The organism is Paraburkholderia sediminicola, assembly GCF_046027355.1.
GTDB classification, from domain to species: Bacteria; Pseudomonadota; Gammaproteobacteria; order Burkholderiales; family Burkholderiaceae; genus Paraburkholderia; species Paraburkholderia sediminicola_B.
In genome coordinates, this window is the sequence record NZ_JAQQEK010000004.1 from 398,689 (window position 1) to 422,878 (window position 24,190).

The window sequence follows — 24,190 nt, forward strand, 5'->3', positions numbered from 1 at the left end:
AGATCGCAAGCTCATGCAAGCGTCCTCGACCAGCATTCGATAGATATCCGAGTGCCCGGCTGCGCATTACCGATCTTCATCGTGAAGTCGTGCACCCGCATCACTGCGGAGACAATGCTCAACCCCAACCCGGACCCGGCCAGATGCCGCGTACTCTCCCCACGATAAAACCGCTGCAAAACCGCATCGCGCTCATCCGCCGCAATGCCCGGCCCGTTATCGACAATATCCACCTGCGGCCCGGCAGCCGTCTGACGCAACTCCATACGCACCACGCCGCCCTCAGGCGTGAACTTGATCGCGTTATCCACCAGATTGCTCAACGCTTCAAAGAGCAACGCGCGATCGCCATAGATCGCATCCACCGGCTGCGCATGAACAGAAAGCCGAATCGAACGGCTCTCAGCGAGCGGCTCGTAAAGTTCGCCGACTTCTTCGATCAGCGTCTCCAGCTGCATTTCACCGAAGCCGCCGCGCCGCTGCAACGTACCGATCTCGGAGATCCGAAGCATGGCGCGAAAGCGATCGAGCAGCGCATCCGTCTCAGTGCGCGCGCGCTCCACCAGTTTCGCCAGTTCGCCATCGTCAAGCGTTTCGGTGCGCTCGGCCGCGTGTGCAAGCAAGGTCCGCACATGCGCAAGCGGCGTACGCAAATCATGCGCGATACCATCGCAAGCGCCCTTCACTTCGTTCATCAGACGCTCGACCTCGGCGAGCATATGGTTCACTAGATGCGCGAGCATATCCACTTCGTCGCGTCCGCCGATCGGCAGACGCTGCGCGAGATCGCCCTGTGCGATGCGCTGCGTGACGCGCCGGATCGCTTTCAGCCGACGCATCTGCCGCACGCTCAGCGCGAGACCGCCGGCCACGCCGGCCAGCAGACAGAAAACACCGCCGCCCACCAGCGCATTGATGATGGTCTCGCGAATCCGCAGAATGTGCGTGAGATCGCGCGCGATCACGAGCGTCGAGCCGTCCTTGCGCCGCTCGGCCATGGCGCGTACCACCGGCGCCTGATCGTTGCGCCCGAGCGCGAGCGTCAGATCGAGCGTCCTGCCGGTGCGATTGGTGGGCAGCGCGGCCGGATACGCGAGCACGTCGCCGGCCAGCAGTCGGCCGTCGGCGGCGAACAGGCCGTAGTAATTGGTGTGCATGCGCTCATGTTCGATGCGCCGGTGAATCGCGTCCGCGAGGCCCGAATCGGGCAGCGAATCGAAGTAAATCAGCTGCCAGTCCATCACCACATCGGTCTCGCGCTCCATGTCGCCTGTCACGGCCCAGCCGATGAATCCCAGCAGCAGCATCACGGAAAACGAAAAGATGACGGCGTAGACAGAGAGCAGGCGAAAGGTGGTGGAATGCCAGCGCCGCCCGAGCGCGGATTGAGCGGGGAAGGTTGTGTCCATCAAAATGTGCCGCTCATGCAAGGATGTAACCCGAACCCCGCACGGTCTGAATCATCGGCGTCACGCCGGGCGGGTCGATTTTCTTGCGCAGGCGCCCCATGTGCACGTCGATCAGATTGGTGCCGGGGTCGAAGTGATAACCCCATACGGCCTCGAACAGCATGGTGCGTGTGATGGTCTGCCCCGCGTGGCGCATCATGAATTCGAGCACGCGGTACTCGGTGGGCAGCAGAACGATTTCCTCGCCGTCGCGCTGCACCTTGCGTGAAATCAGATCGAGTTCGAGCGGGCCGACGCGCAAGTGCGTTTCGAGTTGCGCGGTCGGCGTCTGACTGCGGCGCAGCAGCACCTCGAGGCGCGCGGTCATCTCCTCGGGATCAAACGGCTTGGTCAGATAATCGTCGCCGCCGGCGCGCAGGCCGCGCACCCGCTCGTCCACGTCGCCGAGCGCACTCAGCATCAGCACCGGCGTCTGGATGCCGATGCTGCGCATGGTGGTCAGTATCGTGAGGCCGTCCACGCCGGGCAGCATGCGGTCTAGCGTGATCACGTCGTAGTCTTCGCTGATCGCGCGCGCCATGCCGTCGCGGCCGTTGGCCACCCAGTCCACGGTGAAGCCGCGGCTTTTCAGTTCACCGACAATTTCATTCGCGGTAATTTCATCATCTTCGATCGTCAGTACTCGCGACATGATCATTGCATGCGCCGCAGCCCGCTCTACCGATGCAAGCGGCGGTCGCGACCGGTTATCAGTAGAAGGACATGATGCCATATTCGGCTTGCGCGTTCAGAGCACGGGCGTGCGGTTCGACGGATGTCGGCGCTTCGCCGAGTGCCTGCGTGCAGGCTACGCGGGGGCTGTTAGCGCAGCGATATCCGCTTCATGAAGAAAAATTTAAGTTCGCCGCAAAGCCATGAAAGCCGGGCAAACCACGCCAGGATAAAACAAGTTTCATGTTGCCGACGCCGCTCCGGTAGGCGTCCTCCACTAGCCTGATGTCAACCCGCAGCCCGTTTCGCGGGACGACTCGAACCCTCTCGTGGATGATATGAACATGAAGCTTGCAACGAAAACCCTGCTCAGCGCCCTTCTTCTGATTGGCAGCGTATCCGCCATGGCCGCGCCGCATCTCACGCCGCAGCAATGCAACGATTATCCGTTCACACAGTTGAAAGGCGAAGTGACGCACAAGCAGTTGATGCGCGAACTCGGCGAACTCGAAGCGGTCGGCTACCAACCGACCGCCGATGACGACGACTACCCGAGCGATCTGCAACACGCAGAGAAGAAGCTGCAGACCGAGTATCGCGCTGACTGCATGCCGGCCGCGCCGCGCGTGTCGGCAAGCAATGCGCAGACGCCGACTGGCGCGGCGCCCATGCAAGCGGCGAATCAGCCGGCCGGTTGAACGCGGCGCCGCGCGTGAGCACGGCGCAGGCGGAGCACAGTCAGGCCGTCGTCGATTCGTCGAATGATCCGCGTTCGACCGCTGCGCGGCGCGCCCGTCGTTCCTCACGCTTGCGATGCAGCTCCGCAAGCCGCCGTCGTCCATGCGTGAGCGATGCAACTGCATGGAACGCGACCGGCGCGAACACCAGCCCGAACAACGTGGCGGCCAGCACCCCGCCGAATACACCCGTGCCGATCGAGCGGCGGCTTTCGGCGCCCGCGCCGCTCGACACCACGAGCGGCACGACGCCGAGCAGGAACGCCGCCGAGGTCATAACGATCGGCCGAAAGCGCGCGCCCGCGGCTTCGGTCACGGCGCGCGTCAACGGCAGGCCACGCTGGTACAGATCGCGGGCGAACTGCACGATCAGAATCGCGTTCTTCGCCGCGAGGCCGATCACCGTGATCATGCCGACCTTGAAGTACACGTCGTTGGGCATGCCGCGCAACAGCACCGCGGCGACCGCGCCGATCACGCCGAGCGGCACGACCATCAGCACGGCAAGCGGAATCGTCCAGCTTTCGTAGAGCGCGGCCAGCGCCATGAAGACCGCCAGCAACGAGAGAGCTATCAGTAGCGGCGTGAGTTTCGCGGCCGCGGTTTCCTCGCGTGCCGCATCGACCCAGTCATAGCGCACGCCGACCGGCAACGAAGCGGCAAGCCGCTCCATCTCCGCCATCGCCGCGCCGGAACTGTAGCCGGGCGCCGCGTGGCCGCTCACGTCGAGCGACGGATAACCGTTGTAGCGCGTCAGCATCACCGGGCCGATCGTCCACTCACGCGTCGCGATGGCCGAGAGCGGCACCATGCCACCCGTCGCGTTGGGCACGGCGAGCGCGAGCAGATCGTCTTCGGTCATGCGCGTGGCGGCGTCGGCGGCGATCATTACGCGGCGCATGCGGCCGCCGGCCGGGAAATCGTCGATATAAGTCGAGCCGAAGGTGCTGCCCAGCACGTCGGCGATGCGATCGAACGACACTCCGAGCGCGTACGCCTTCGCGCGGTCGACGATAAGCTCGACGCGCGGCGCGTCAGGCAGATCTTCCGAGCGCACCGAGGCCAGTACCGGACTCGCCTTGGCCTGTGCGAACAGTTGCTCGCGCGCGGCCTTCAGCGCGTCGAGCCCCACTCCGCCGCGATCCTCGAGGCGGAACACGAAACCGTCAGAATGTCCGAGCCCCGGCACCGAAGGCGGCAATTGCGCCTCGACGTTGCCGTCCAGAATCTTGTCGAACTTTGCGTTGAGCCGGTCGCGCAGCGCCAGTGCGTCGACATCGCGCTTGCCCCAATCCTTGAGTTCGACAAACCCCATCGCCACATTCTGACCACTGCCCGAAAAGCTCCAGCCGATCACACTCGTGACGTTGGCGATGGCGGGCTCGGCATGGAGAATCTCTTCCATGCGTTGCACCACGGCCAGCGTACGTGCCTGGGTGGCGCCCGCGGGCAATTGCACCATCACCTGCAACTGGCCTTCGTCCTCGCTCGGCAGAAAACCGCCGGGCATCTGCCAGTAGAGCACGCCGCACGCACCGACCAGCACTGCATAGACGGCCAGCATCGGGCCGATGCGTCGCAGCATGCGCGCGGTCAGGCCGCGATAGCCACGCGCGGCGCGATCGAAGCCCGATGTGAAACGGCTCGCGGCGCGCGCCGCGAAACCGAGAATGCCACGGCGCGCATCGCGTTGACGCACCGATTGCGTGTGCGCCTTCAGCAGATTCGCGCACAATGCGGGCGTCAACGACAAGGCCATGAACGACGACACCAGCATCGACGCGATCATCGCCACCGCGAATTGCCGGTAAATCCCGCCGACGCCGCCGGGAAAGAACGCCATCGGCACGAACACCGCCGTCAACACCGCCGTCACGCCGACAATCGCGCCGCCGATCTGCGACATCGCCTTGCGCGTGGCCTCGCGTGGCGGCAGGCCCTCTTCTTCCATCACGCGATGCACGCTCTCCACCACCACGATCGCGTCGTCGACAAGAATGCCGATGGCGAGCACGAGGCCGAACATCGTGAACACGTTGATCGACAGACCGCACGCGTACATGGCGAGAAACGCGCCCATCAGCGTGACCGGAATCACCACGGTCGGCACCAGCGTGTAGCGCAGATCGCGCAGGAACAGCCACATCACGAAGAACACCAGCACCACCGCTTCCGCGAGCGTGACGAGCACCTCGTGAATCGCGATCTGCACGAAGTGCGCATTGTCGAACGGGATTTCGATCGCGACGCCCGAAGGCAATCCTTTCGCCAACTCGGCAAGCCGCGCGCGAATCGCGTTCGACGTTTCGAGCGCGTTGCCACGCGGCCCGAGTTGAATCCCGACCGTCGCCGCAGCCTTCCCGTTAAGGCGCGAATAGTACGAGTAGTTGTCACGCCCGAGTTCGACTCGCGCGACGTCGCGCAGACGCACAGCCGAGCCATCCGGCCGCGCCTTCAGCACGATCTGGCCGAATTCGGCCGGCGAGATCAACTGGCCTTTCACGCTCACCGAGGCCGTCAATTGCTGACCCGGCACGAACGGTGCGTCGCCAAGCGTGCCCGCTGTGACGGTCGCGTTCTGTGCAGCGATGGCGGCGTTCACTTCGGCGGCGCCGAGGCCGTATTCGCGCAGCTTCATCGGATCAAGCCAGATGCGCAGCGCTTCGTCGGCGTCCCAGAGTTGGGCCGAGCCCACGCCCGGTGCGCGCTTCAGCTCGCGCAACACGTAGCGGCTCAGATAGTCGCTCAATTGCACGGAGTCGCGCGTGCCGTCGGTGGAACTCAGCGCGACCAGCATGAGGAACGTATTGGCCGCCTTGAACACGCTGATGCCCTGCTGCACCACCTGCTGCGGCAAACGCGGCTCGACCTGCTTGAGCCGGTTCTGGATGTCGACCAGCGCGAGATCCGGATTGGTGCCGGGCGCGAAGGTCGCGTCGATTTCGAGTTCGCCCAGGTTGTCGCTGGTCGTTTGGTAGTACAGCATATTGTCGGCGCCATCGAGACTCTCCTCGATGATGCTGCCGACGTTGGCGTCCACGACCTCAGTCGACGCCCCCGGATACATGGCGGATATCACGATGCGCGGCGGCGCGAGACGCGGATACTGCGCCACCGGCAGTTGCGGAATAGCCAGCGCGCCCGCCACGACAATGGCGAGCGCGACGATCCATGCGAAGACCGGGCGGTCGATGAAGAAAAATGGCACTCAAGGAATCCGTTCAGTTTGTCTGGAGGCGCGGTGCATCGACCAGACGGGCCATGTGCAGCACGTCCGCCAGCACGCCGTCACGCATGGCGAACCCGCGCGAGCGGCCTTCTTCGACAAAGCCGAACTTGCGATACAGCGCGATGGCCGGCGCGTTGTCGGAAAACACCGTGAGGTCGATGCGGCGCAAGCCGAGCGATGCATCCGCGCAGTCGGTCAACCCTTGCAGAAGCGCGGAGCCGACGCCGCGGCCATGATACGCGTCGTGCACCGCCAGGCCTAAGTGCGCACAGTGCGCGCGGCTCGACCGGTGGACCTCCAACCCGGCATGGCCGACTACGCGTCCGTCGAGAATAGCGCACACGTTCACGCCGCCTTTGAGGCGCCGCTCGTACCACGCCGCGAGCTGCTCAGGACTGCGATAGCCGACCGACAGCGTGCCGCGCCGCACACCGGGCAAGCTCATGATCTCGGCGAACGCATCCATGTCCGACGATTCGAGTGCGCGCACCATAATACATTTGTAATGTGCGGCGGCGTCCGGCAACCTTGTTTCTTTCATGGTCTTATTCCGCAGCGAGATGGGCGGCCGATGGCGGCGACATCCACGGCGCCGGTTCGCGCAGCCGCGCCATGAAGTAACAGTCGATCAACACGCCGCGACGCAATACCGCACCGCGCTGATGCGCTTCGATCTCGAAGCCGAACTTGCGGTATAGCGCAAGTGCCGCGTGGTTATCGGTGTAAACATGCAACTCGAGGCGGCGCAGACCGAGCCAGTTGTCGGCGAGATCGAGCAGTTCGGCCATCAACGCGTGACCGATACCGCGCCGCTGCCATGCGTCGTGCACGCCAATGCCAAGCGATGCGGCATGCGCGCGGCGTCCTTTAAAAGGGCTGAGGCTTGCCTCACCGACCAGCGTGTCGCCGACCATCGCCGCGATCGCGATTCCGGGGGCCTCGAATTTTTCCAGGTACTCCCGTGTGCTGGCAATGGTCCGAAACGGCACCTGCGGATTGCCGTTCATCGCCGCGGGCAATTGCAGCATTGCGTGAAATTGTTCCGTATCGGCCACGCGCAATGCGCGCAGCGTCAGGCCCTCGGGCAAGCTCCCAGGTTTTGATTTTGTTTTTTCGTGTTGATCCATAGGCTCATAACGTCAATTCGAATGACCTCACCAGAATGCCCGGCAATTGCATGCCACCCGTGGCGCGCTCGCCCCATGTCGAGTCGCTCAACAGAAGTTCGGCTTGCGCGCCGAGTTGTTCGAGTTCACTGCCGAGCAAACGGTACAGGCTGTCGTCGAAACGCATGGCTTCGAGCGGCGCGACGATTTCTCCGTTCTCGACCCAGAACGTCGCGAAGCGCGTCATGCCGGTGAGGCGGCAATTCATGCGGTCCGAGAAGTTCACGTACCAAAGGTTGCCGATGTAGAGCCCGGTGCCGATCCTTGCGAGCACGTCTTCTTCCAGCAGATCGCCCGCTTGCATCGAGAGGGCGGCTGGCGACTCGCTAGCGAGCGCACCGTTGGGCGTCAAACCGTACTCACGCGCGCTGCGTGCGTTGGTCAGGCGTTCGGCGCTGCGGCCGGCCTCGATCAACGGAACGCTGTCACGCAGGTAACCGTCGTCATTAAAGCCTGGCGTGATGCCGAGACTCAGATCTTCGCTGATCGTCACGCGCGGGTCGACTACGACTTCTCCCACATGCAGCTTGTACAACTCGCTGCGTGAACTCGCCTGCGCGCGAGCGGAAAAGCCGCTCCATGCGGTGACGCCGAGCAGCTCCGCAAGCGCGGCGGGCGCCAGATAGGAACGGTAACGTCCCGGCGTCAATGTGCGCGGCGTGCGCGCCAGAACGGCAAGACGTGTCGCGGCCTGTTCGACTTTGCCCGCGAACACGGCATCGCTCCAGTCATCTCCGGCGTAGGCGGTTTTGATCGCGCGGCCGCTCGGGTCATATAGCGACCAGCTGAAATTGAAGTTGTCCACTTCATACCAGCCGCGGCTGCCGCTCGTCGAGGCGAAGCCGCGCACAATGGTGCCGCCCGCATAAAAGCCCACGAAGTCGAGCCCTTGTGCACATTGCGCGACGATGCGCGCGAGGCTATCGGGATTCGGCAGTTTGCCGGAGCGCTGCGTGGTGCGCTGCCATTTCGACGTATCGAACAGCAGATGCGGATCGTCCGCCGCATCGCGCAGACCTTCGCGCAAGGTGGCGAGCGCGGCGCTTACTTCGTCGAGATCCTGTTGCAGATCGCCGCATACGGTCAGCGTGGAATAGGCCTGACGTGCGCCGTCGATCAGGCGCAAGGTCAGCTTGCCTTGCGACACGCTGCCGGTCTGCCGCACCTTGCCGGAATTGAAACGAATGAAGTCGGACTGCTCGCCGGCAAACGAACTGAGCGTGGTTTCACCGCCTTGCTGCAAGCGGTCTATCGCATCGGCGAGCAAAGTGAAATGCCGCTCCCAATCCACCGACGTAGCGGCGTGCGAAGAGATGAACTGGCTCATCATGCGCCTCCGAATACGTCGACATCGCTAAACACGCAGGCCGGCGACGCATGGCCGACGCGAATGATCTGCGCCGGTTCACCCTTGCCGCACATGGACGTGCCATACACTTCGCGCGTGGCCGCGTTGCCCACCGCGCTCAGGCTGCGCCAGAAATTCGCCGAAATACCGCGGTAATTCGGTTGTTTGACGACCTGCGTGAGCTTGCCGTTTTCGATCAACTGGCCGAACTCGCAGCCGAACTGGAATTTGTTGCGATGGTCGTCGATCGACCAGGACGTGTTGGTGCGCATCAGAATGCCGTGTTCGATGTTGCCGATCATCTCCTCCAGCGAGCTCTCGCCGGGCTCGATATTCAGATTCGCCATGCGGTCGATGGGCGGCCGGTTCCAGTTCGACGCGCGAGAGTTCGCCACGCCTGGCATGCCTGCACGCTGTTGCGAAAGCGCGCCGCCGAGCGGACGCTCCAGCACGCCGTTGCGAATCAGGTATTGTTTGTGCGCTTCGGTGCCGTCGTCGTCGAATGCGTAGGCTGCTGCTTCTTCGCGCAGCGACGGATCGAAGGTGACGTTCAGCAGTTCCGAACCGTAGCGATACGAACCGAACATGTCCTGCTTGACGAAGCTCCAGCCCGCGAAGTTGCGCTCGTCGCCGAGAATGCGGTCCAGTTCGAGCGGATGGCCGATCGATTCGTGAATCTGCAGCATCATCTGGTCGGGCATCAGCAGCAGATCGCGCTTGCCGGATGGGCAATTCGGTGCGGCCAGCAGTTGCAGCGCTTCGTTAGCAACGCGCGCGCCCGAGCCTTCGAAGCCGAAGCGCGCCAGCACTTCCATACCGCCCTGTCCGAGCGTGCCGTAGTTACCGCCCAACGTGCGCACTTGCGTGTCGCCGTTCGCGTGCGCGGCGACGCTCAATTGCGGCATCACGAAGCGAAACTGCTGGTCGATCCGCACGCCGTCGCCGGTGATGTAGAGTTGATCGGTGTACGTGATCTGCACCGCCGCCACACGTTCGACGATCTTTGCGTCGAGGTTCGCGCCCGCACATTCCGCGCTGAGAAGTTCGAGCCATTCGGCGCGGCTCGGCAACGCGCGTTGCGCATTCGGCGACACGTACTGGCCGCTCGCAACCGGACGTGCGACTTCGCGATGGTCGATCAGCGACAAGGCCGCGCTCGCTTCAGCCCGCGCGGTCGCCATATCGAGCGCCGCCTGCAGACCGGCCGCCGAGAGATTCGCGGTCGCGGCATAACCCGCGCCGGCGCCCACCCACGCGATCAGCATCGCGCCGCGATCGCGCACCGTGCGCAGCGGCTGTGCGATGTCGTTGCGGATCTCGTGGTCGTCGATCTGCTCGTCGACAATGCGCAGCGACCAGAACGCCGCGCGGCTCTTCAGCGTTTGGGCGGCTTGCGCCCAACGTTCGTCAATCATTGGCGTGTCCCGTATGAGTCGCGGCGGCGCCCGGCTCCGGCACGTTGAGCGACGAGGCCAGCAGCGACTGGGTATAAGGATGCGACGGCGCATGCAACACATCGAGTGTGTCGCCCGCCTCGACGATGCGTCCCGACTTCATCACGATCACGCGATGCGCCATGGCTCGCATCACCGCCAGATCGTGCGTAATGAACAAATAGCTTAGCTTGTACTTTTTCTGCAGATTTGTCAGCAGATTCAGCACCTGTTTCTGGATCGAGACATCGAGCGCGCTGGTCGGTTCGTCGAGCACGATCAATTCCGGTTCAACGGCCAGCGCGCGCGCAATCGCAATACGCTGACGCTGACCGCCGGAGAACTCATGCGGATAGCGCAGCATTGCGTCGGCGGGCATGCCGACTTCTTCGAGCAGGCTGCCGACGCGCGCGCGCCGCGCCTTCGCATCCACTTCCGGACGATGCACGGCGAGGCCCTCACCGATGATCTGCTCCACCGTCATACGTGGCGACAGCGAGCCGAACGGGTCCTGAAATACGACTTGCATGCGCGAATACAGCGCGCGGCGCGAGCTTGCCGTCTTGAGCGTGGAAAGCGGCAAGCCGTCGATATGAATATGACCGGCGGCCGGTTGTTGCAAGCCGAGCACGGTCGCGGCCAAGGTCGATTTTCCCGAGCCCGATTCACCGACGATGCCGAGCGTTTCGCCGCGCCGCACGCTCAGATCGACGTCTTGGACCGCGCGGAACGTGGAGCGCCCGAACATGGACCGCCAGCCTTTCGCCGACATGCGGTAATCGACGGCCAAGCCTTGCACTTCGAGCAGCCGGCGCGCGCCCTCCTCGACCGGCTCGACCGCGCGTTGCGGATCGCTGTCGAGCAGCCGCCGCGTGTACGGATGCTGCGGGCTCGCGAACAGCGCCTCGGTTGTATTGGTTTCGACCAGCACGCCCTTTTCCATCACCGCGACGCGCTGCGCGAAACGCTTCACCAGATTCAGGTCGTGCGTGATCAGCAGCACGGCCATGCCGCGCTCAGCCGCTTCCTGCTCCTGCAATGAAATCAACAGGTCGACGATTTGCTGGCGAACGGTGACGTCGAGCGCCGTGGTGGGCTCGTCGGCGAGCAGCAAACGCGGACGGCACGCGAGCGCCATGGCGATCATCGCGCGTTGCCGCTGGCCACCGGACAACTGATGCGGAAAGCTGTCGATGCGTCGTTCCGGCTCGGGAATACCGGTGCGCCTGAGCAACTCGATGCCGCGTTCACGCGCCGCATTGGGCCGCAAACCTTCGTGCAGACGCAGGCTCTCGGCGATCTGCTTGCCGATCGTGAAGAGCGGATTGAGCGCCGTCATCGGTTCCTGAAACACCATCGCGACGTCCGCGCCGCGCAGACCGCGCATCTGTTGCTCGGTTTTCTGCAGCAGGTCTTCACCATCGAGCAGCATGCGGCCGCTCAATTCGGCATGCTCGACGAGCCGCAGAATGGATAACGCGGTGACGCTCTTGCCCGAACCCGATTCGCCGACCAGCGCCACGCGCTCGCCGCGTGCGATGGACAGGCTGAGTTCGTGCACGGCGACCTTGTCGCCGAAACGCACGGAGAAACGGTCGATTTCCAGCAACGGCCGGCCGATCGGCGCCTGAGTGTTGGTCATCGCGGACCTCCGCCGAAAGCTGAACCGCGCGAGCGCGTGTCCAGCGCATTGCGCAATGCGTCGCCCATGAAGGTCAACAACAGAAGCGTAATCACCAGCGCCGCAAACGCCGACATCGAGATCCACCACGCGTCGAGATTATTCTTGCCTTCCTGCAGCAATTCGCCGAGGCTCGGTGTCGGCGGCGGCACGCCAAGGCCGAGAAAGTCGAGGCTGGTCAGCGAGAGAATCGCGGCGCTCATGCGGAACGGCAGGAAGGTAATCACCGGCGTCAGGCTGTTCGGCAAAACATGGCGCCACATGATCTGCCAGTTGGTCAGGCCCATCGTGCGCGCCGCCTTCACATAGTCGAGCGAACGGTTGCGCAGAAATTCGGCGCGCACGTAATCGGACAGCACGAGCCAGCCGAACATCGACAGCAGAATGAAGAGCAGCCATAGCGTGGGCTCGAAGATCGACGCGAAGATGATCAGCAGGTACAGGTCGGGCATCGAACTCCAGATTTCGATCAGGCGTTGGCCGATCAGATCGGTGCGTCCGCCGTAAAAGCCCTGCACCGCGCCGGTCAGCACGCCGACCACGACACCGGACACCGTGAGCGCCAGCGCCATCAGCACCGACAAGCGGAAACCATACAGCAGCCGCGCCAGCACGTCGCGCCCGAACTGATCCGTGCCGAGCCAGTTGCTCGTGGTAGGCGGCGCCGGATAAGGATGCGCGGCGAAGTAATCGATCGTGTCGTAGTGGAAATGATTCGGCGGATAGATCGCGAAGTTGCCGTTCGATTCGAGCCGCGAACGGATATACGGATCGAGGTAATTCGCGCGCGCCGGAAAGTCGCCGCCAAACAGCGTCTCCGGATAGTCCTTCACGATGGGAAAATAGTAGTGCCCGTCGTAACGGACGAGCAATGGACGATCGTTGGACAACACCTCGCCGAGCAAGCTGATGGCGAACAGCGACACGAAAATCACGAGGCTCCAGTAGCCCAGACGCTGCTGCCTGAAGCGCAGCCACGTACGCCGCCACGGGGACGGCGACGCCGCGTGCGCCGCGCCGGCCGCGTCAGCGGTCCAGGCGGTTGAATTGGATGCGGGGGTCGACGAGGACATAGCAGACGTCAGCAATGAGTTTGGTTACGAGGGCAATCAGCGTGAACAGAAACAGCGAACCGAGCACGACCGGATAGTCACGGCGAATCACGGAGTCGTACGACAGTTGGCCCATGCCGTCGAGCGAGAACAGCGTTTCGATCAACAGATTGCCGTTCAGAAACGCGCCGACGAACGCCGCCGGCAAACCGGTGAGCAGCGGAATCGCCGCATTGCGCAGCACGTGTTTCCACAGCACGTCACGCTCTGGCGCACCCTTGGCGCGCGCGGTCAGCACATACTGCCGGCCGATTTCCTCCAGGAAGGTGTTCTTGGTCAGAATCGTGACGATCGCGAAGTTGCCCACCACCGATGCCGTAACCGGTAGCACGATGTGCCACAGATAGTCGAGCACCTTGCCGAACGCGCTGAGATCGTTGAAGTTATCCGACGTGAGGCCGCGCATCGGAAACACCTGCCAGAACGTGCCGCCGCCGAAGAGCATCAGCAGCAACACGCCGAGCACGAAACCGGGAATCGCATAGCCGGCCAGCACCAGCACGCTCGTGACGGTGTCGAATCGCGAGCCGTTGCGCACCGCTTTCGCGATCCCCAACGGCACCGATATCAGGTATGTGAGCAGCACCGTCCATAAGCCGAGCGTGATCGACACTGGCAGCTTCGATTTGATGACGTCCCACACGCTGTCGTGCTGATAGTAGGACTGGCCGAGGTCGAACGTCGCGTAGCGCTTGAGCATCAGCAGATAGCGTTCGAGCGGCGGCTTGTCGAAGCCGAACTGCTTCTTGATCTGCTCGATCTGCTGCGGGTCGACACCCTGGCTGCCGTGATAACCGCCGCCGCCCGCCCCCGCCTCTCCGCCACGGCCAGCGCCGTGGCGGAGTTGCGTCATCACCTGTTCGACCGGCCCACCCGGCACGAACTGCGTGACGACAAAGGTCAGCGTGACCACGCCGAGCAGGGTCGGCACCATCAACAACAATCGTCTGAGAATGTAGGCAAGCATGCTGTGCCTCAGTGGGCCGTGGCGGCCGTAGCCGCGGTGGAAGATGCGGTCTGGGCGGCCGGCGTTTTCGTGTACCAGTAGTCGATCACCCAGTCTTCGTATTGATACGACATCGGCACTTTGTCCGGATGACCGAGCGTCGACTTGTAGCCGATTCGCGCGCCCGGTGCGTAATACTCCGGCACGAGGTAGAACGAATAGATCAGCACGCGATCCAGCGCGCGAGTCGCCGCTTCCAGGTCGTCGAGATTGTCGGCGGAGAGCGCTGAGTGAATGAGCGAGTCGACCGCTTTGGAGCGGATGCCCGGATAGTTTTCCGAGCCGACTTCCGAGGCCGCCGCGCTGCCGAAGCGGCGTGTCAATTCCGCGCCGGGAATCGTCACCGGTGGGTAGATGAACGTGGTCATGTCGTATTCGAAGTTGTCCAGCCGCTTCTGGTACAACGCGCTGTCGATCTCGCGCATATGCGCCTGAATGCCGAGCATGCCGAGGGCCTGCATATACGGCAGGATCAGGCGGTCCATGCCGGGCTGATCGTCCATGATCTCGATCGTCATCGGCGTGCCGTTGGCGTCGCGCAATGCGCCATCGCGATAGTGCCAGCCGGCTTGCGCCAGCAGATCGCGCGCCACGCGCAAGTTGCCGCGCAAGGAATCCGGTGCAATCGTCGTGGGTTGCTTCAGCATGGGACCGAACACTTCCGGCGGCACGCTGGCTCTCAATGGTTCAAGCAAGGCCAGTTCCTTCGGGCCGGGCATGCCGGTCGCGCCGAACGGACTCGCCGCGAAATAGCTGCTGGTGCGCCGGTATTGACCGTAGAACATCAGGCGGTTCATCCAGTCGTAGTCGAATGCCATCGTCAGCGCATGGCGCACGCGCGGGTCCTGGAACATCGGCTTGCGCAGGTTCATCAGCATGCCTTGCATCTGCGCGGGACCGTCGGCGAACTCTCCCCTCTTCAGCAGTCCATTGTCGAAGTTCTTGCCGACGTATTTACGCGCCCATTGCGTTGCGCTGTATTCGACAATCGCGTCGGCATCGCCGGCCTTGAACGCTTCCAGTTGCGTGTAATGGTCGCGATAGAGTTTGAAGGTGATGCTCGCGAAGCGGAACATGCCGCGCCGCGACGGTAAATTCGCGGCCCAGTAATCGGGGTTGCGGCGATAGGTGATCTGCTTGTCGTTCTTGCGCGACTCGATCAGATACGGACCGCTCGCGACCGGCGGCTCGTTCGCGATCTGGTCGAACGGTAGGCGTGTGCCGTCCGCGCGCATGCCCCACTTCGGCGAGAAGATCGGCAAATCGCCCGCGATCAGTGGCGCGTCGCGCTCGGCGTGCCTGAAAACGAAGCGGATCGTGTTTTTGTCGACCACGGTCGCGCTTTTGATGACTGAGAACTGCGCATTGAAGAGCGGCGAGGCCTTCGGGCTCGTCAATGTGTCGAACGAGTATTTGACGTCGGCCGCGGTGATCGGATCGCCATTCGAAAAGCGCGCGGCGGGATTGATGTGGAAGGTGGCCGAACCGAGGTCCGGCGCGACTTCGACATCGTCGGCAATCAGCGGATACTCGGAAGCCAGCTCGTCCCAGCTGCGCTGCATCAGCGTATCGAACATCAGATGCAGGATGTCCGGCGCGGGCGCGCCGCGTACGAGAAACGGATTCAGCGAATCGTAGCTCTGCAATTCGTCGAAGTTCTGGAAGCTGAGCTTGCCGTCGCTCGGCGCCGTGGGATCCGCATAGTCGAAGTGCGTGAAGCCGGCGGGATATTTGGGCTCGTCGTATTGCGCAATCGAGGGGCGCGCCTGCGCGCAGAGCGCGCTCAAGGCGAGACACGCACCGGCGGATAGCGCAATTCGCGTGACGGTGCGCGGCCAGTGAAACTTCACAAGTCTCATCTTCGGAATGCGTAAGGACGCGCGCCGGCTTCAGGCCGGCGCGCGGTAAATCGAATCGGCGCGAGTGACGGCCCGACGCCGTCGCTCCCGTAACTTCCCCCGCTGGCGCTCAGCTGCTGATTACCGGTCGCCGTCGCTCGCTGTGGTCTCGAACGAGCACTGTGCACGAGGAACTCCAAAGCACGTCTCTAACAGAATTGCGCCGCTCCGGTACCGATGAACGGAAGCCGGAGCGGCCGACCGTCTAGACAGACTGCCAGTGCATCACAACCATCAAGGACTTCAGAAGCGGTACGTCGCACCGACCTGGAAGAAGCGGCCGATGTTGGTGTAAAGCGACTGGTCGTAGCCCGTGATATCCGGGGTGGCTTGCCACTCGACGTCGAACGGCGGCTTGCGATCGAAGATGTTGTTGATGCCGCCGTAGATCGTCCAGTTCTTGAAGCCGCGATACGTGGCCATCAGGTTGAACTGGCTGTACGACGCCACCGACAGCGTGCCGCCGTCGCCGAACTCGGACGCCACCGCGTTGGTGTACGGACCCGTGTACTGCCACGTCAGCGTGGTGGTCAGCTTGCGGTAATCCCAGGAGAAGCTGGTATTACCCTTCCAACGCGGATTGGACGCACCGAACGGCTGCAGCAGCGCGAGGTTGTTGCCGGCAAAGTCCTGCGTCGGCGCACCCGGGCTATTCAGCTTGAAGTGCCACACGTAGGCCCAGTCGCCTGCCAGCGTGAACGTGCCGTACTTCGTGCCCACCGACTTGCGGAAGTTCATGTCGAAGCCGTCGGTGTCGAGCGAACCGAGGTTGACGAACTGTTCCTTGATAAAGGCCACCGTGCCGTCCGGATTGCGGATCACGGTCGACGGGTTGTTCGCATCCATCACCGCGTTCGGATCGTCCGTGCCGATCACGCCGTCAATGTGGATCTTGTAGAACGCCGCACCGATATCCGTCGACGAGTCCGGCGAAAGCTGGAAGCCGATGTTGTAGTTCTTGGTGTGCTCAGGCTGCAGCGCCGGATTGCCGTTGACCTGTTCCGTCGTGAAGTGCTTGGTCGGCGTGCCGCTCGGGTCGTTCGGGTCGACCAGGTTCTGGTGAGCCAGATAGGTCGCCTGCGAGTTTTCGACCAGCGTCGGGGCACGGAAGCCGCGGCTATACGATGCGAATGCCGTGAGAGACTGCACCGGCTGGAAGCGCAATGCAAAGCTCGGCGAGAACGCACCACCGAAGTCACTGTAGTGGTCGTAACGGCCCGCCTGCGTGAACGTCAGGTTGCGGATGATCGGAATATCGACCTGATAGTAGACGGCGGCCACATTGCGCTCGCCGTCGACCGTCTGCACGTTGGCCGGCGCGGTCACCCCAAGCGCGCTATAAGTGCGCGAGTTGATCAGGTTGCTTTCGTGGCGGAATTCCGTACCGAAACCGACACCGACCGGACCACCTGGCAGATTGAACAGGTTGCCCGTCGAGGTCTTCGCCGTGACGCTGTCGAGCTTCGAGATCGCCTGCTCATAGTCGTTCTGGAAGACGCCGTTCAAACCGTTCGGCGTGGCCGACGGGTTCGAGAAGTTGAACACGCCGTTTTGCAGAATGTTCTCGAGGCCCGCCACATTCAGCGCGTTGCCGTAGGTCGTGTCGACCGTGCTCTGCGAATGGCCGTAATCCGCCGACCAATCCCAGTCACCGAACTTGGCCGTGGTGAACGAGCCCTTCACACCGGTCATCGCACGCCAGAACGTCGACACCGTATCCGCCGACACGGTGTTCGGGAACGTGTAGTTGATCAGCGTGGGCACGCCGAACGGGTTATACGGGTTGGTGCCCGAGACCGTGCGCGAGATCGGCAACGCCGAACCCGTGGCCGGGTTGAACGCGTTGGTCTGGCTGCTCAGCACCGCCGGACCTTCGTTTTGCACGGTTTCGTTGCGGCTCACCCAGAGGTCGGCGTAAGCCTGCACATCGTCGTTGACCTTGAAGGTGCCGCGCACTTTCGCGTTCAGGCGCGTGATCGCCGGCACCAGCGAAGTGGCGCTGGCCGGATTCGATTTACACGTGGATGCGCCGTTCGCCGACACGCTGCCCGGAGGGCAGGGGCTGAGCGCCGTGTTGGTGCCGTCGGCCGTGGTCCAGAACGACTGCTGGTTCGGACCGAGCGGGCCCGCGAGGCCACCCGGGAACTGGCTGAAGTCCTGACCCGCGGTCATGTCGCGATCGCCGAGCGACGAGCCGGTGTCGCGATAGTAGCTCGCGGCGGCCGTCACGTTGAAGCGGTCGCCATTCAGATCGCCGATACCGCCGAGCACGCTGAAGTTGCCCTGCGCGTCACCCGGATGCTGCGCCTTGCCGAGCTGGCCATCGATCTGCAGGCCCTGGAAGTCCTTCTTCGTGATGATGTTGACCACGCCTGCAATTGCATCCGACCCATACACCGAGACCGCACCCGTCTTCACGATGTCGATGTGGTCGATCATGTTGAGCGGGATCGAATTCACGTCGAAGAACGTGTCGGTGAAGTTCACCGCCTTGCCGTAATTCGCCACCCGTTGCCCGTCCACCAGCACCAGCGTGTACTTCTCACTCAGACCGCGCAATGCAATGCCGCCACCGCCTTGCGCGGAGCTATTCATCGTCGTTTGGCCCCAGCTGCTCCCCGAGTTCGCGGACGTGCCGCGCAGGAAGTCGGCCACGGTCGTATAACCGCTTTGCTGGATGTCCTTGGCCGTGATCGTCTGAACTTCCGTATTGCCGACCTTGTCCGACGTGCGGATCAGCGAGCCGGTCACTTCAAATTTCTTGAGCTGCTGAACCCCTTTCCCCGTCGGCGTCGCAGTGTTGCTATCCGCGGACGGTGTGGCAGCCGTGCCCGTTGCCGGGGTGCTTTCCGTCGTCGTCGCGCCTGCCGCGGTGCCGGTGGTGGCCGGCTGGCTTTGTGCAAACGCCGGTACGGCGATTACGGCCGACAATGCCAGTTCAGCCCAGACTATTCTTCTAATGGCCAGCGCCAATGCCCTTTGTTTCATTTTTCCCCTTCTCGCTCGTCAGTAAGGCCACAGCAGTATGTGAAGAGTGGTCTCGTGAACCGCTCTACTCGATATACGGCGATCTTGCGCCGCGTTCCGTTAAAGCAACTTCAAATAAGTCAGTGTCGGACTACTAATTTATTGCAATCGGAATGCGCAGCGCTTTCCAATTGATGCCATTTCTACTGCCACGCGAATGGATCCCGCTACGCGCCGGCTTATTTTCCCAAATCGCGGGTATATACTTAAGTTATGCTTACAAATATCGAGCGACTGCTTTTTTCTAAAGCGTGGCCTACGGCACTAAAACAATCTTGGCGTCCCTACCCACACGACCACCGCTTCTTCACGCGCGGTATTGGACCAGGAGTGCGGCACGGTAGACTCGTAATGCGCGGTGTCGCCTGCCTGCAATACGAACGTTGTGCCTTCCAACGTGAGCGAGATCTGGCCGCTCATCACATACAGGAATTCTTCACCGGCATGCGTCGTGACTTCCGACGGGTTCTGTCCCACCGGCATCCTGACGAGGATCACTTCCAGCTTGCCGCCGACCGACAGGTTCGTCAGCCTTCCAAACAGATTGGCGGTTCCATCAAATCCGAAGTACTTCAACTCGCTTCCTCGACGCACCGACTTGTCTTCGGTCGGCGTGTCGACGAAGTACTGCACCGTGACACCCAGAGCTCGCGCAATACCGACCAGCGATGTAATCGAAGGTGTTGCGTGACCCCGTTCCACTTGCGACAGAAAGGGCTTGGAGATGCCCGCGGTTTTTGCCACTTCATCCAGCGTCCGACTGAGCCGTTGGCGCAGCGCGCGGATTTTGCTTCCTATAGAGACTGCAACGTGTGCCTTGTTATTGAGTGGCAAGACCATAGCAAGACAGAATCCCGTAGTCAAAAATAGTTTGATATATACAAATTATGTTTCGTCGAGCGCAACGTTCTCCCTAAAACGTCTCTGCCAGGTCAACTGAAATTACGCTCCGGACAACACGAACAAATTGGTTGTCCAGAAGACTTCTGGATACTTCGAATGTCTTGTGAAGGTTGCGGCTGCAACCACACGCAGGCATCGGAGACGACCCACATTTCTTACGACGAGCGCGTCCCCTCGCGCCCGCCATGAGGAGAGCTCGAGCGCGCCTCGTCGGATGGAACAAAACTGAACGGAATGCTCTTATTTCGACGCCACCAGCACCCACAAACGCGCGAGATCGGCTGAGCCGTCGGTGCCTTTCACCGCACGGAAGGTTTGCACCGCGCGAGCCTTGTCGCCCGCCATGTAATACGCCTCACCGAGATGCAGCTGCGCCTGGTCCGGGTGGTCGAGTCCACCCTTGGCGATCGCGGCATCCATCGCCGCCAGACCCTGCTTCGCCTGCCCCGCGAAAACCTGATTGAAACCCACGTCGACGGGGGCAACGGGATTCGCCGGATCGGCCGGCGCTTGCGCACGTTTGGCCGCGAGTGCCTGCAGACGTTTCTCGCGATCCGCTTGCGCGTCACGCCCCAGAACACCCGCCGTAAAGCCCTGATCGATGACCTGCTTGCCTTCCGCGGTGGTGCCCGCCACGATCGCCAGCTGGGTCATCTCCATATAGTCGTCGGCGGTCGACAGCGACCCGGTCGCGCGACGCAGGCGGTACGTGTCGATATCGAGCTTCGACGAATAGCCCGGCTTGTTGCGAATCGCTGAGAACAGGTCGTCCCAGTAAGACTGCTTTGGGTGATAGGCAACCAGCTTTTCGAGCGTGCTGCGGTACGTGGCATCGTCTTTCACGCGCTGAGCACACGTGCCGAGCAATTGCAGTTGCGACTCGTCAGGCGCGTGGCCGGCATGCACCTGCGCGTCGATTCCCGGCTTGAGCAGGCTCACCACGCTCGTGCAATCGTTCGACAGGTAGTAAGACTGAACCAGCAGCGTGCGCATGTCGGGATCACCACCACCCGACTTCAGATAGCGCTGTGCGACCTTAGCCGCTTGCGCATAGTTCTTCTGCTGGAAGTAGATGCCGGCCAATGCCGCCGACGTGCGCTGCTCGTCCGCGCCGCTCAACTTCCCCGAACTCAGCAACGTTTCGTAGGCCTGAGCAGCCACGCCGGTGTCTCCCGCCGCTGCCGCTGCCGCGCCACGCATCTGCTCGATCATGGTGCTTTCATACGGCGTCTTGCCGGGCACAGCCGCCGCCTGATCGATCTTCGTCAGCGCATCCCTGTACTTGTGCGCGCGATACAGATCCTGTGCGGCATTCAGCGGTTTCGCCACATCCGGCCGCAACGTGTCTGCGGCATGAGAGGCGAGCGGCAGCACGAGAGCGGCCGCGATGACGGCGCGCTTGAACCGTTGATGAATCGTTTGCATTGCCCTTCCCTATTGCATGTACTGCTCGTTGCCGATCAGGCCGATCTTCGTCGCGCCCAGCCGTTGCGCGGACGCCATCACCTCGGCGACATCCTTGTACGGCACCAGCTTGTTCGGCCGCAGATGAATTTCAGCCTGAACCGGCTCGGCGGCCACTTGCGCGAGCCTGGATTCGAGCGCCGCGCGGTTCGGCACCGGCTGGCCGTTCCACGTCGTGGTGCCGTCGAAGTCGATATCGATCTGCACCACTTCAGGCTGCGTGATCGGCGGCGGCGGATTGCCGACCGGCAGGTTCATCTTGATGGCGTGCGTCTGAATCGGGATCGTGATGATCAGCATGATCAGCAACACCAGCATCACGTCGATCAGCGGCGTGGTGTTGATGTCGACCATCACATCCGGTTCGCTGCCGCCGCCCGACGATACGTTCATTCCCATCATCGCCTCCTGTCGATCGGACCTGGCGCTTTACGCTTGGTCCGATCCCATGCAAAGTTAGCCGCCGCGCGCGGGCGGCTCGGTGATAAACGAAACCTTGGCGATACCGGCGCGCTCGCACTCGGTAATGACCCGGCCGATGAATTCATAACGCGCGCTCTGGTCGCCGCGAACGTGCACTTCCGGTTGCGGCGTCATGACCGACACGGTCTTCAGGCGTGCCAGCAACGTCGGCGCGTCGACCTGCTTCTCGTTCCAGAAGAAGTCGCCGTCGCGGTTGACCGCGATGACGATACTCTTGGGCGTGGTCTGCAGCGGCTGGATCGTCTCCTTCGGCAATTGCACCGGCACCGTATGCGTCACGACCGGAATCGTGATCAGAAAGATGATCAGCAGAACCAGCATCACGTCGACGAGCGGCGTGGTGTTGATACTGGAGATGACCTCGTCGTTGTCGTCCTGCCCAACGCTCATTGCCATGACGGACTCCGCTTATTGAACCAGCGACGCTTCGCGAGCCGCGGCACGCGCCGGGCGGCGGCTGCCGGCCAGCAGAACGGTATGCAGTTGCGCGCCGAATGCACGCACACGCTCCATCACCGACTTGTTGCGGCGAACCAGGAAGTTGTAGCCGAGCACCGCGGGCACTGCCACCGCGAGACCGATGGCGGTCATGATCAGCGCCTCGCCCACCGGACCCGCGACCTTGTCGATCGAAGCCTGGCCGGCAATGCCGATGGCCGTCAGTGCGTGATAAATCCCCCACACCGTACCGAACAGGCCAACGAACGGCGCCGTCGAACCCACGGTGCCGAGGAACGCCAAACCGTCTTGCAGACGATTCGACACGTTGGTGATGGCACGCTCGACCGACGTATCGATCCACGTGTTGCGGTCCACGGCTTCGAGCAGTGCTTCGTCGTGATGCTCGCCCGCTTCGATAGCCGTTTCGGCGATGAAGCGGAACGGCGACGTCTCGTCGAGCAGCTTCGCGCCTTCGACCAGCGACGGCGCGGTCCACAACTGCTCGTCGGCGCTCTTCGCGCGGCGGTTCGCGCGGAACTGCTCGACGAACTTGGTGATCATGATGTACCAGCTGCCCATTGACATGAGCACCAGCAGAATCAGCACGAAACGGGCGACGAAGTCGCCGTTATTCCAGAGGGCGCTGAGGCCGTACGGGTTACTGACGGTTTCGGACGTGGCCGGCGCCGGCGGCGGCACCGCTTCGTCGGCGGCCGCGCTGGCGGCTTGCGGCGCGGCGGTGGCCGGTGCGACTGTAGCCGACGCGGTCGCGTCGCTAGCCTGCGCATGGGCCATTTGCGGTGCAACAAAGGTATCCACCGTGGTTACGGCGATCAACATGCTTGCCGCCAGTGCGGCGAGAGTACGCTTCTTCATGCCTGCTCCAAGTTCATTAGTACAACTTCTAAACTAAGACTGATAAATCGCTACCGGTACCGAACAGCCTGTGAATTCAGTTCAGGTTAAACGAGAACGGAACTTGCACACGGACAGCCTGGCCTTGGGAAACGCACGTAAACTGCTTGACTGCGTTGAATGCGGCACGATCCAGTGAGGAGTCGTCCGAGGATTTGGCAACGCGTTCATTCGTAATATGGCCCTGCGGGTCGACGACGAATTCAATGAGAACATCACCCGTCACGTTGTTTTCCTGCGCTTCCTTCGGATAGCGGATCGACGAACGGATCTGATCCGAGTTCGGACACACGACTCCAACCTCGGTGCTCACAGGCTTGCTCGGCGCGGGCGGCGCCGGCGGTGCGGGCGGCGCCACGGCAGGCGCCGACACGACCGGCGCGGCCTGGTGCGTAATGGTCGGCTGCGGCGGCGTTTGCACCTGCACTTCCGGCGGCGGCACGAACGGCGGAGGCGGCGGCGCGAATTTCGGCGGCGGCAATTGCACGGTGGGCAACGGCGGAGGGGGCGGCGGCTTCACCGGTTCGATGATTTTCGTTTCGATAGGATGCTGAATGACCTGCACGACCTTGGTGGCGAGGCCATTGATCAGCGCATAAATCAGCACGATGTGCAAAAGCAGAACAATTGCGATACCGCCGAAACGGCGTACTGGGTTTTGCTGCTTGCGCCCAAACTCACGCGGGCGCCCCGGCCTCTCCATACGGGCCGCTACTGCCGGAAATTGCCCTTCGACTTTCGTACCCACCTTTACTCCTCCGGCGTGAATCGTCCATTTCTGTAACTGCAGTGCGCTTACCTGCCGCAAACAACATTCACTTCGACCATCCGATAACCGGCGGTCTTTGATTCGGAGTCCAAAACGGACGTGACACTACCCGGCTCCGATCCGACGACACGGACGCGCCTCCGGGAGAACGCGGCCGTGCGTCATGCGAGCCGAATAGCCGATCCAAGTAGAACTACTAATAGATTAAATTTGAACCGCTCACTTCTGCCTTGCATGAACGCTGGAGACCACCTGATTGCGATAAGTCGTAGCGCCTGGAACTTTTTGCGCAAACGTCACATGCGTTTCATGGGTGGCAACGATAGCAGGACAAAAAATGTACGGTCAAACTTTTTTTGATGACAACATACTTAGTTTAGAGAGGTAACTCTAACTCATGCGAAATTCGCGTCGCTTTAAAAGAATAAGCGTATGTCGAGCAGATAAGCATTTGGCTT

Annotated in this window: 19 protein-coding genes; 1 reads left to right on the forward strand and 18 read right to left on the reverse strand. The window is 62.3% G+C overall.

Annotation, left to right across the window (positions count from 1 at the left end; all coding sequences use genetic code 11):
- Positions 1–11: 11 nt before the first annotated feature.
- Together PQR42_RS10015 and PQR42_RS10020 are read right to left on the reverse strand one after the other, a co-directional pair.
- Positions 12–1,409, reverse strand: a complete 1,398-nt coding sequence (locus PQR42_RS10015) for a HAMP domain-containing sensor histidine kinase (protein ID WP_408208022.1) — start codon at positions 1,407–1,409, stop codon at positions 12–14.
- Between the two features lie 13 nt (positions 1,410–1,422).
- The gene (locus tag PQR42_RS10020; protein WP_201640322.1) at positions 1,423–2,100 is read right to left on the reverse strand and encodes a response regulator transcription factor; all 678 of its coding nucleotides are present in this window, start codon (positions 2,098–2,100) and stop codon (positions 1,423–1,425) included.
- 364 nt (positions 2,101–2,464) lie between these two features.
- Between PQR42_RS10020 and PQR42_RS10025 the strand changes: the two genes are divergently transcribed.
- Complete coding sequence (locus PQR42_RS10025) at positions 2,465–2,818, forward strand: DUF4148 domain-containing protein (protein WP_408392043.1); 354 nt, start codon at positions 2,465–2,467, stop codon at positions 2,816–2,818.
- 40 nt (positions 2,819–2,858) lie between these two features.
- Here PQR42_RS10025 and PQR42_RS10030 read toward each other — a convergent pair whose 3' ends face one another.
- From PQR42_RS10030 to PQR42_RS10105, 16 genes are all read right to left on the reverse strand, one after another.
- The gene (locus PQR42_RS10030; RefSeq protein WP_408392041.1) at positions 2,859–6,065 is read right to left on the reverse strand and encodes a multidrug efflux RND transporter permease subunit; all 3,207 of its coding nucleotides are present in this window, start codon (positions 6,063–6,065) and stop codon (positions 2,859–2,861) included.
- 13 nt (positions 6,066–6,078) lie between these two features.
- Positions 6,079–6,627: a GNAT family N-acetyltransferase gene (locus PQR42_RS10035; protein ID WP_408392038.1), complete on the reverse strand. Its 549-nt coding sequence runs from the start codon at positions 6,625–6,627 to the stop codon at positions 6,079–6,081.
- Between the two features lie 4 nt (positions 6,628–6,631).
- A complete protein-coding gene (locus PQR42_RS10040) occupies positions 6,632–7,213 on the reverse strand; it encodes a GNAT family N-acetyltransferase (protein WP_408392036.1) in 582 nt (193 codons plus the stop codon).
- Between the two features lie 4 nt (positions 7,214–7,217).
- The gene (locus tag PQR42_RS10045; protein WP_408392034.1) at positions 7,218–8,579 is read right to left on the reverse strand and encodes a TldD/PmbA family protein; all 1,362 of its coding nucleotides are present in this window, start codon (positions 8,577–8,579) and stop codon (positions 7,218–7,220) included.
- Positions 8,579–10,015 carry a TldD/PmbA family protein gene (locus PQR42_RS10050; RefSeq protein WP_408392032.1) on the reverse strand — a complete coding sequence of 479 codons (1,437 nt, stop codon included), beginning with the start codon at positions 10,013–10,015 and terminating at the stop codon, positions 8,579–8,581. The genes PQR42_RS10045 and PQR42_RS10050 overlap by 1 nt, the downstream gene beginning before the upstream one ends.
- Positions 10,008–11,675 carry an ABC transporter ATP-binding protein gene (locus tag PQR42_RS10055; RefSeq protein ID WP_408392030.1) on the reverse strand — a complete coding sequence of 556 codons (1,668 nt, stop codon included), beginning with the start codon at positions 11,673–11,675 and terminating at the stop codon, positions 10,008–10,010. Before PQR42_RS10055 ends, PQR42_RS10050 begins: the two co-directional genes overlap by 8 nt.
- Positions 11,672–12,787 carry an ABC transporter permease gene (locus PQR42_RS10060; protein ID WP_408392028.1) on the reverse strand — a complete coding sequence of 372 codons (1,116 nt, stop codon included), beginning with the start codon at positions 12,785–12,787 and terminating at the stop codon, positions 11,672–11,674. The genes PQR42_RS10055 and PQR42_RS10060 overlap by 4 nt, the downstream gene beginning before the upstream one ends.
- The gene (locus PQR42_RS10065; RefSeq protein ID WP_091795321.1) at positions 12,741–13,793 is read right to left on the reverse strand and encodes a microcin C ABC transporter permease YejB; all 1,053 of its coding nucleotides are present in this window, start codon (positions 13,791–13,793) and stop codon (positions 12,741–12,743) included. The genes PQR42_RS10060 and PQR42_RS10065 overlap by 47 nt, the downstream gene beginning before the upstream one ends.
- Before the next feature lie 8 nt (positions 13,794–13,801).
- Positions 13,802–15,691 carry an extracellular solute-binding protein gene (locus PQR42_RS10070; protein WP_408392025.1) on the reverse strand — a complete coding sequence of 630 codons (1,890 nt, stop codon included), beginning with the start codon at positions 15,689–15,691 and terminating at the stop codon, positions 13,802–13,804.
- Positions 15,692–15,973: 282 nt separating this feature from the next.
- Positions 15,974–18,718 carry a TonB-dependent receptor plug domain-containing protein gene (locus PQR42_RS10075; protein ID WP_408392022.1) on the reverse strand — a complete coding sequence of 915 codons (2,745 nt, stop codon included), beginning with the start codon at positions 18,716–18,718 and terminating at the stop codon, positions 15,974–15,976.
- Between the two features lie 303 nt (positions 18,719–19,021).
- Positions 19,022–19,597, reverse strand: a complete 576-nt coding sequence (locus PQR42_RS10080; protein ID WP_132375140.1) for a helix-turn-helix domain-containing protein — start codon at positions 19,595–19,597, stop codon at positions 19,022–19,024.
- 303 nt (positions 19,598–19,900) lie between these two features.
- Positions 19,901–21,085 (reverse strand): tetratricopeptide repeat protein, encoded by a 1,185-nt coding sequence (locus PQR42_RS10085; RefSeq protein WP_408392020.1) that lies wholly within the window; start codon positions 21,083–21,085, stop codon positions 19,901–19,903.
- 9 nt (positions 21,086–21,094) lie between these two features.
- Positions 21,095–21,523 carry an ExbD/TolR family protein gene (locus PQR42_RS10090; RefSeq protein ID WP_011487696.1) on the reverse strand — a complete coding sequence of 143 codons (429 nt, stop codon included), beginning with the start codon at positions 21,521–21,523 and terminating at the stop codon, positions 21,095–21,097.
- A gap of 57 nt (positions 21,524–21,580) precedes the next feature.
- Entirely contained in the window at positions 21,581–22,003 is a 423-nt protein-coding gene (locus tag PQR42_RS10095) for an ExbD/TolR family protein (protein ID WP_012432473.1), read from the reverse strand.
- Positions 22,004–22,015: 12 nt separating this feature from the next.
- A complete protein-coding gene (locus PQR42_RS10100; protein WP_408208062.1) occupies positions 22,016–22,924 on the reverse strand; it encodes a MotA/TolQ/ExbB proton channel family protein in 909 nt (302 codons plus the stop codon).
- Positions 22,925–23,000: 76 nt separating this feature from the next.
- Positions 23,001–23,666 carry an energy transducer TonB gene (locus PQR42_RS10105; protein WP_051377527.1) on the reverse strand — a complete coding sequence of 222 codons (666 nt, stop codon included), beginning with the start codon at positions 23,664–23,666 and terminating at the stop codon, positions 23,001–23,003.
- Positions 23,667–24,190: the final 524 nt, after the last annotated feature.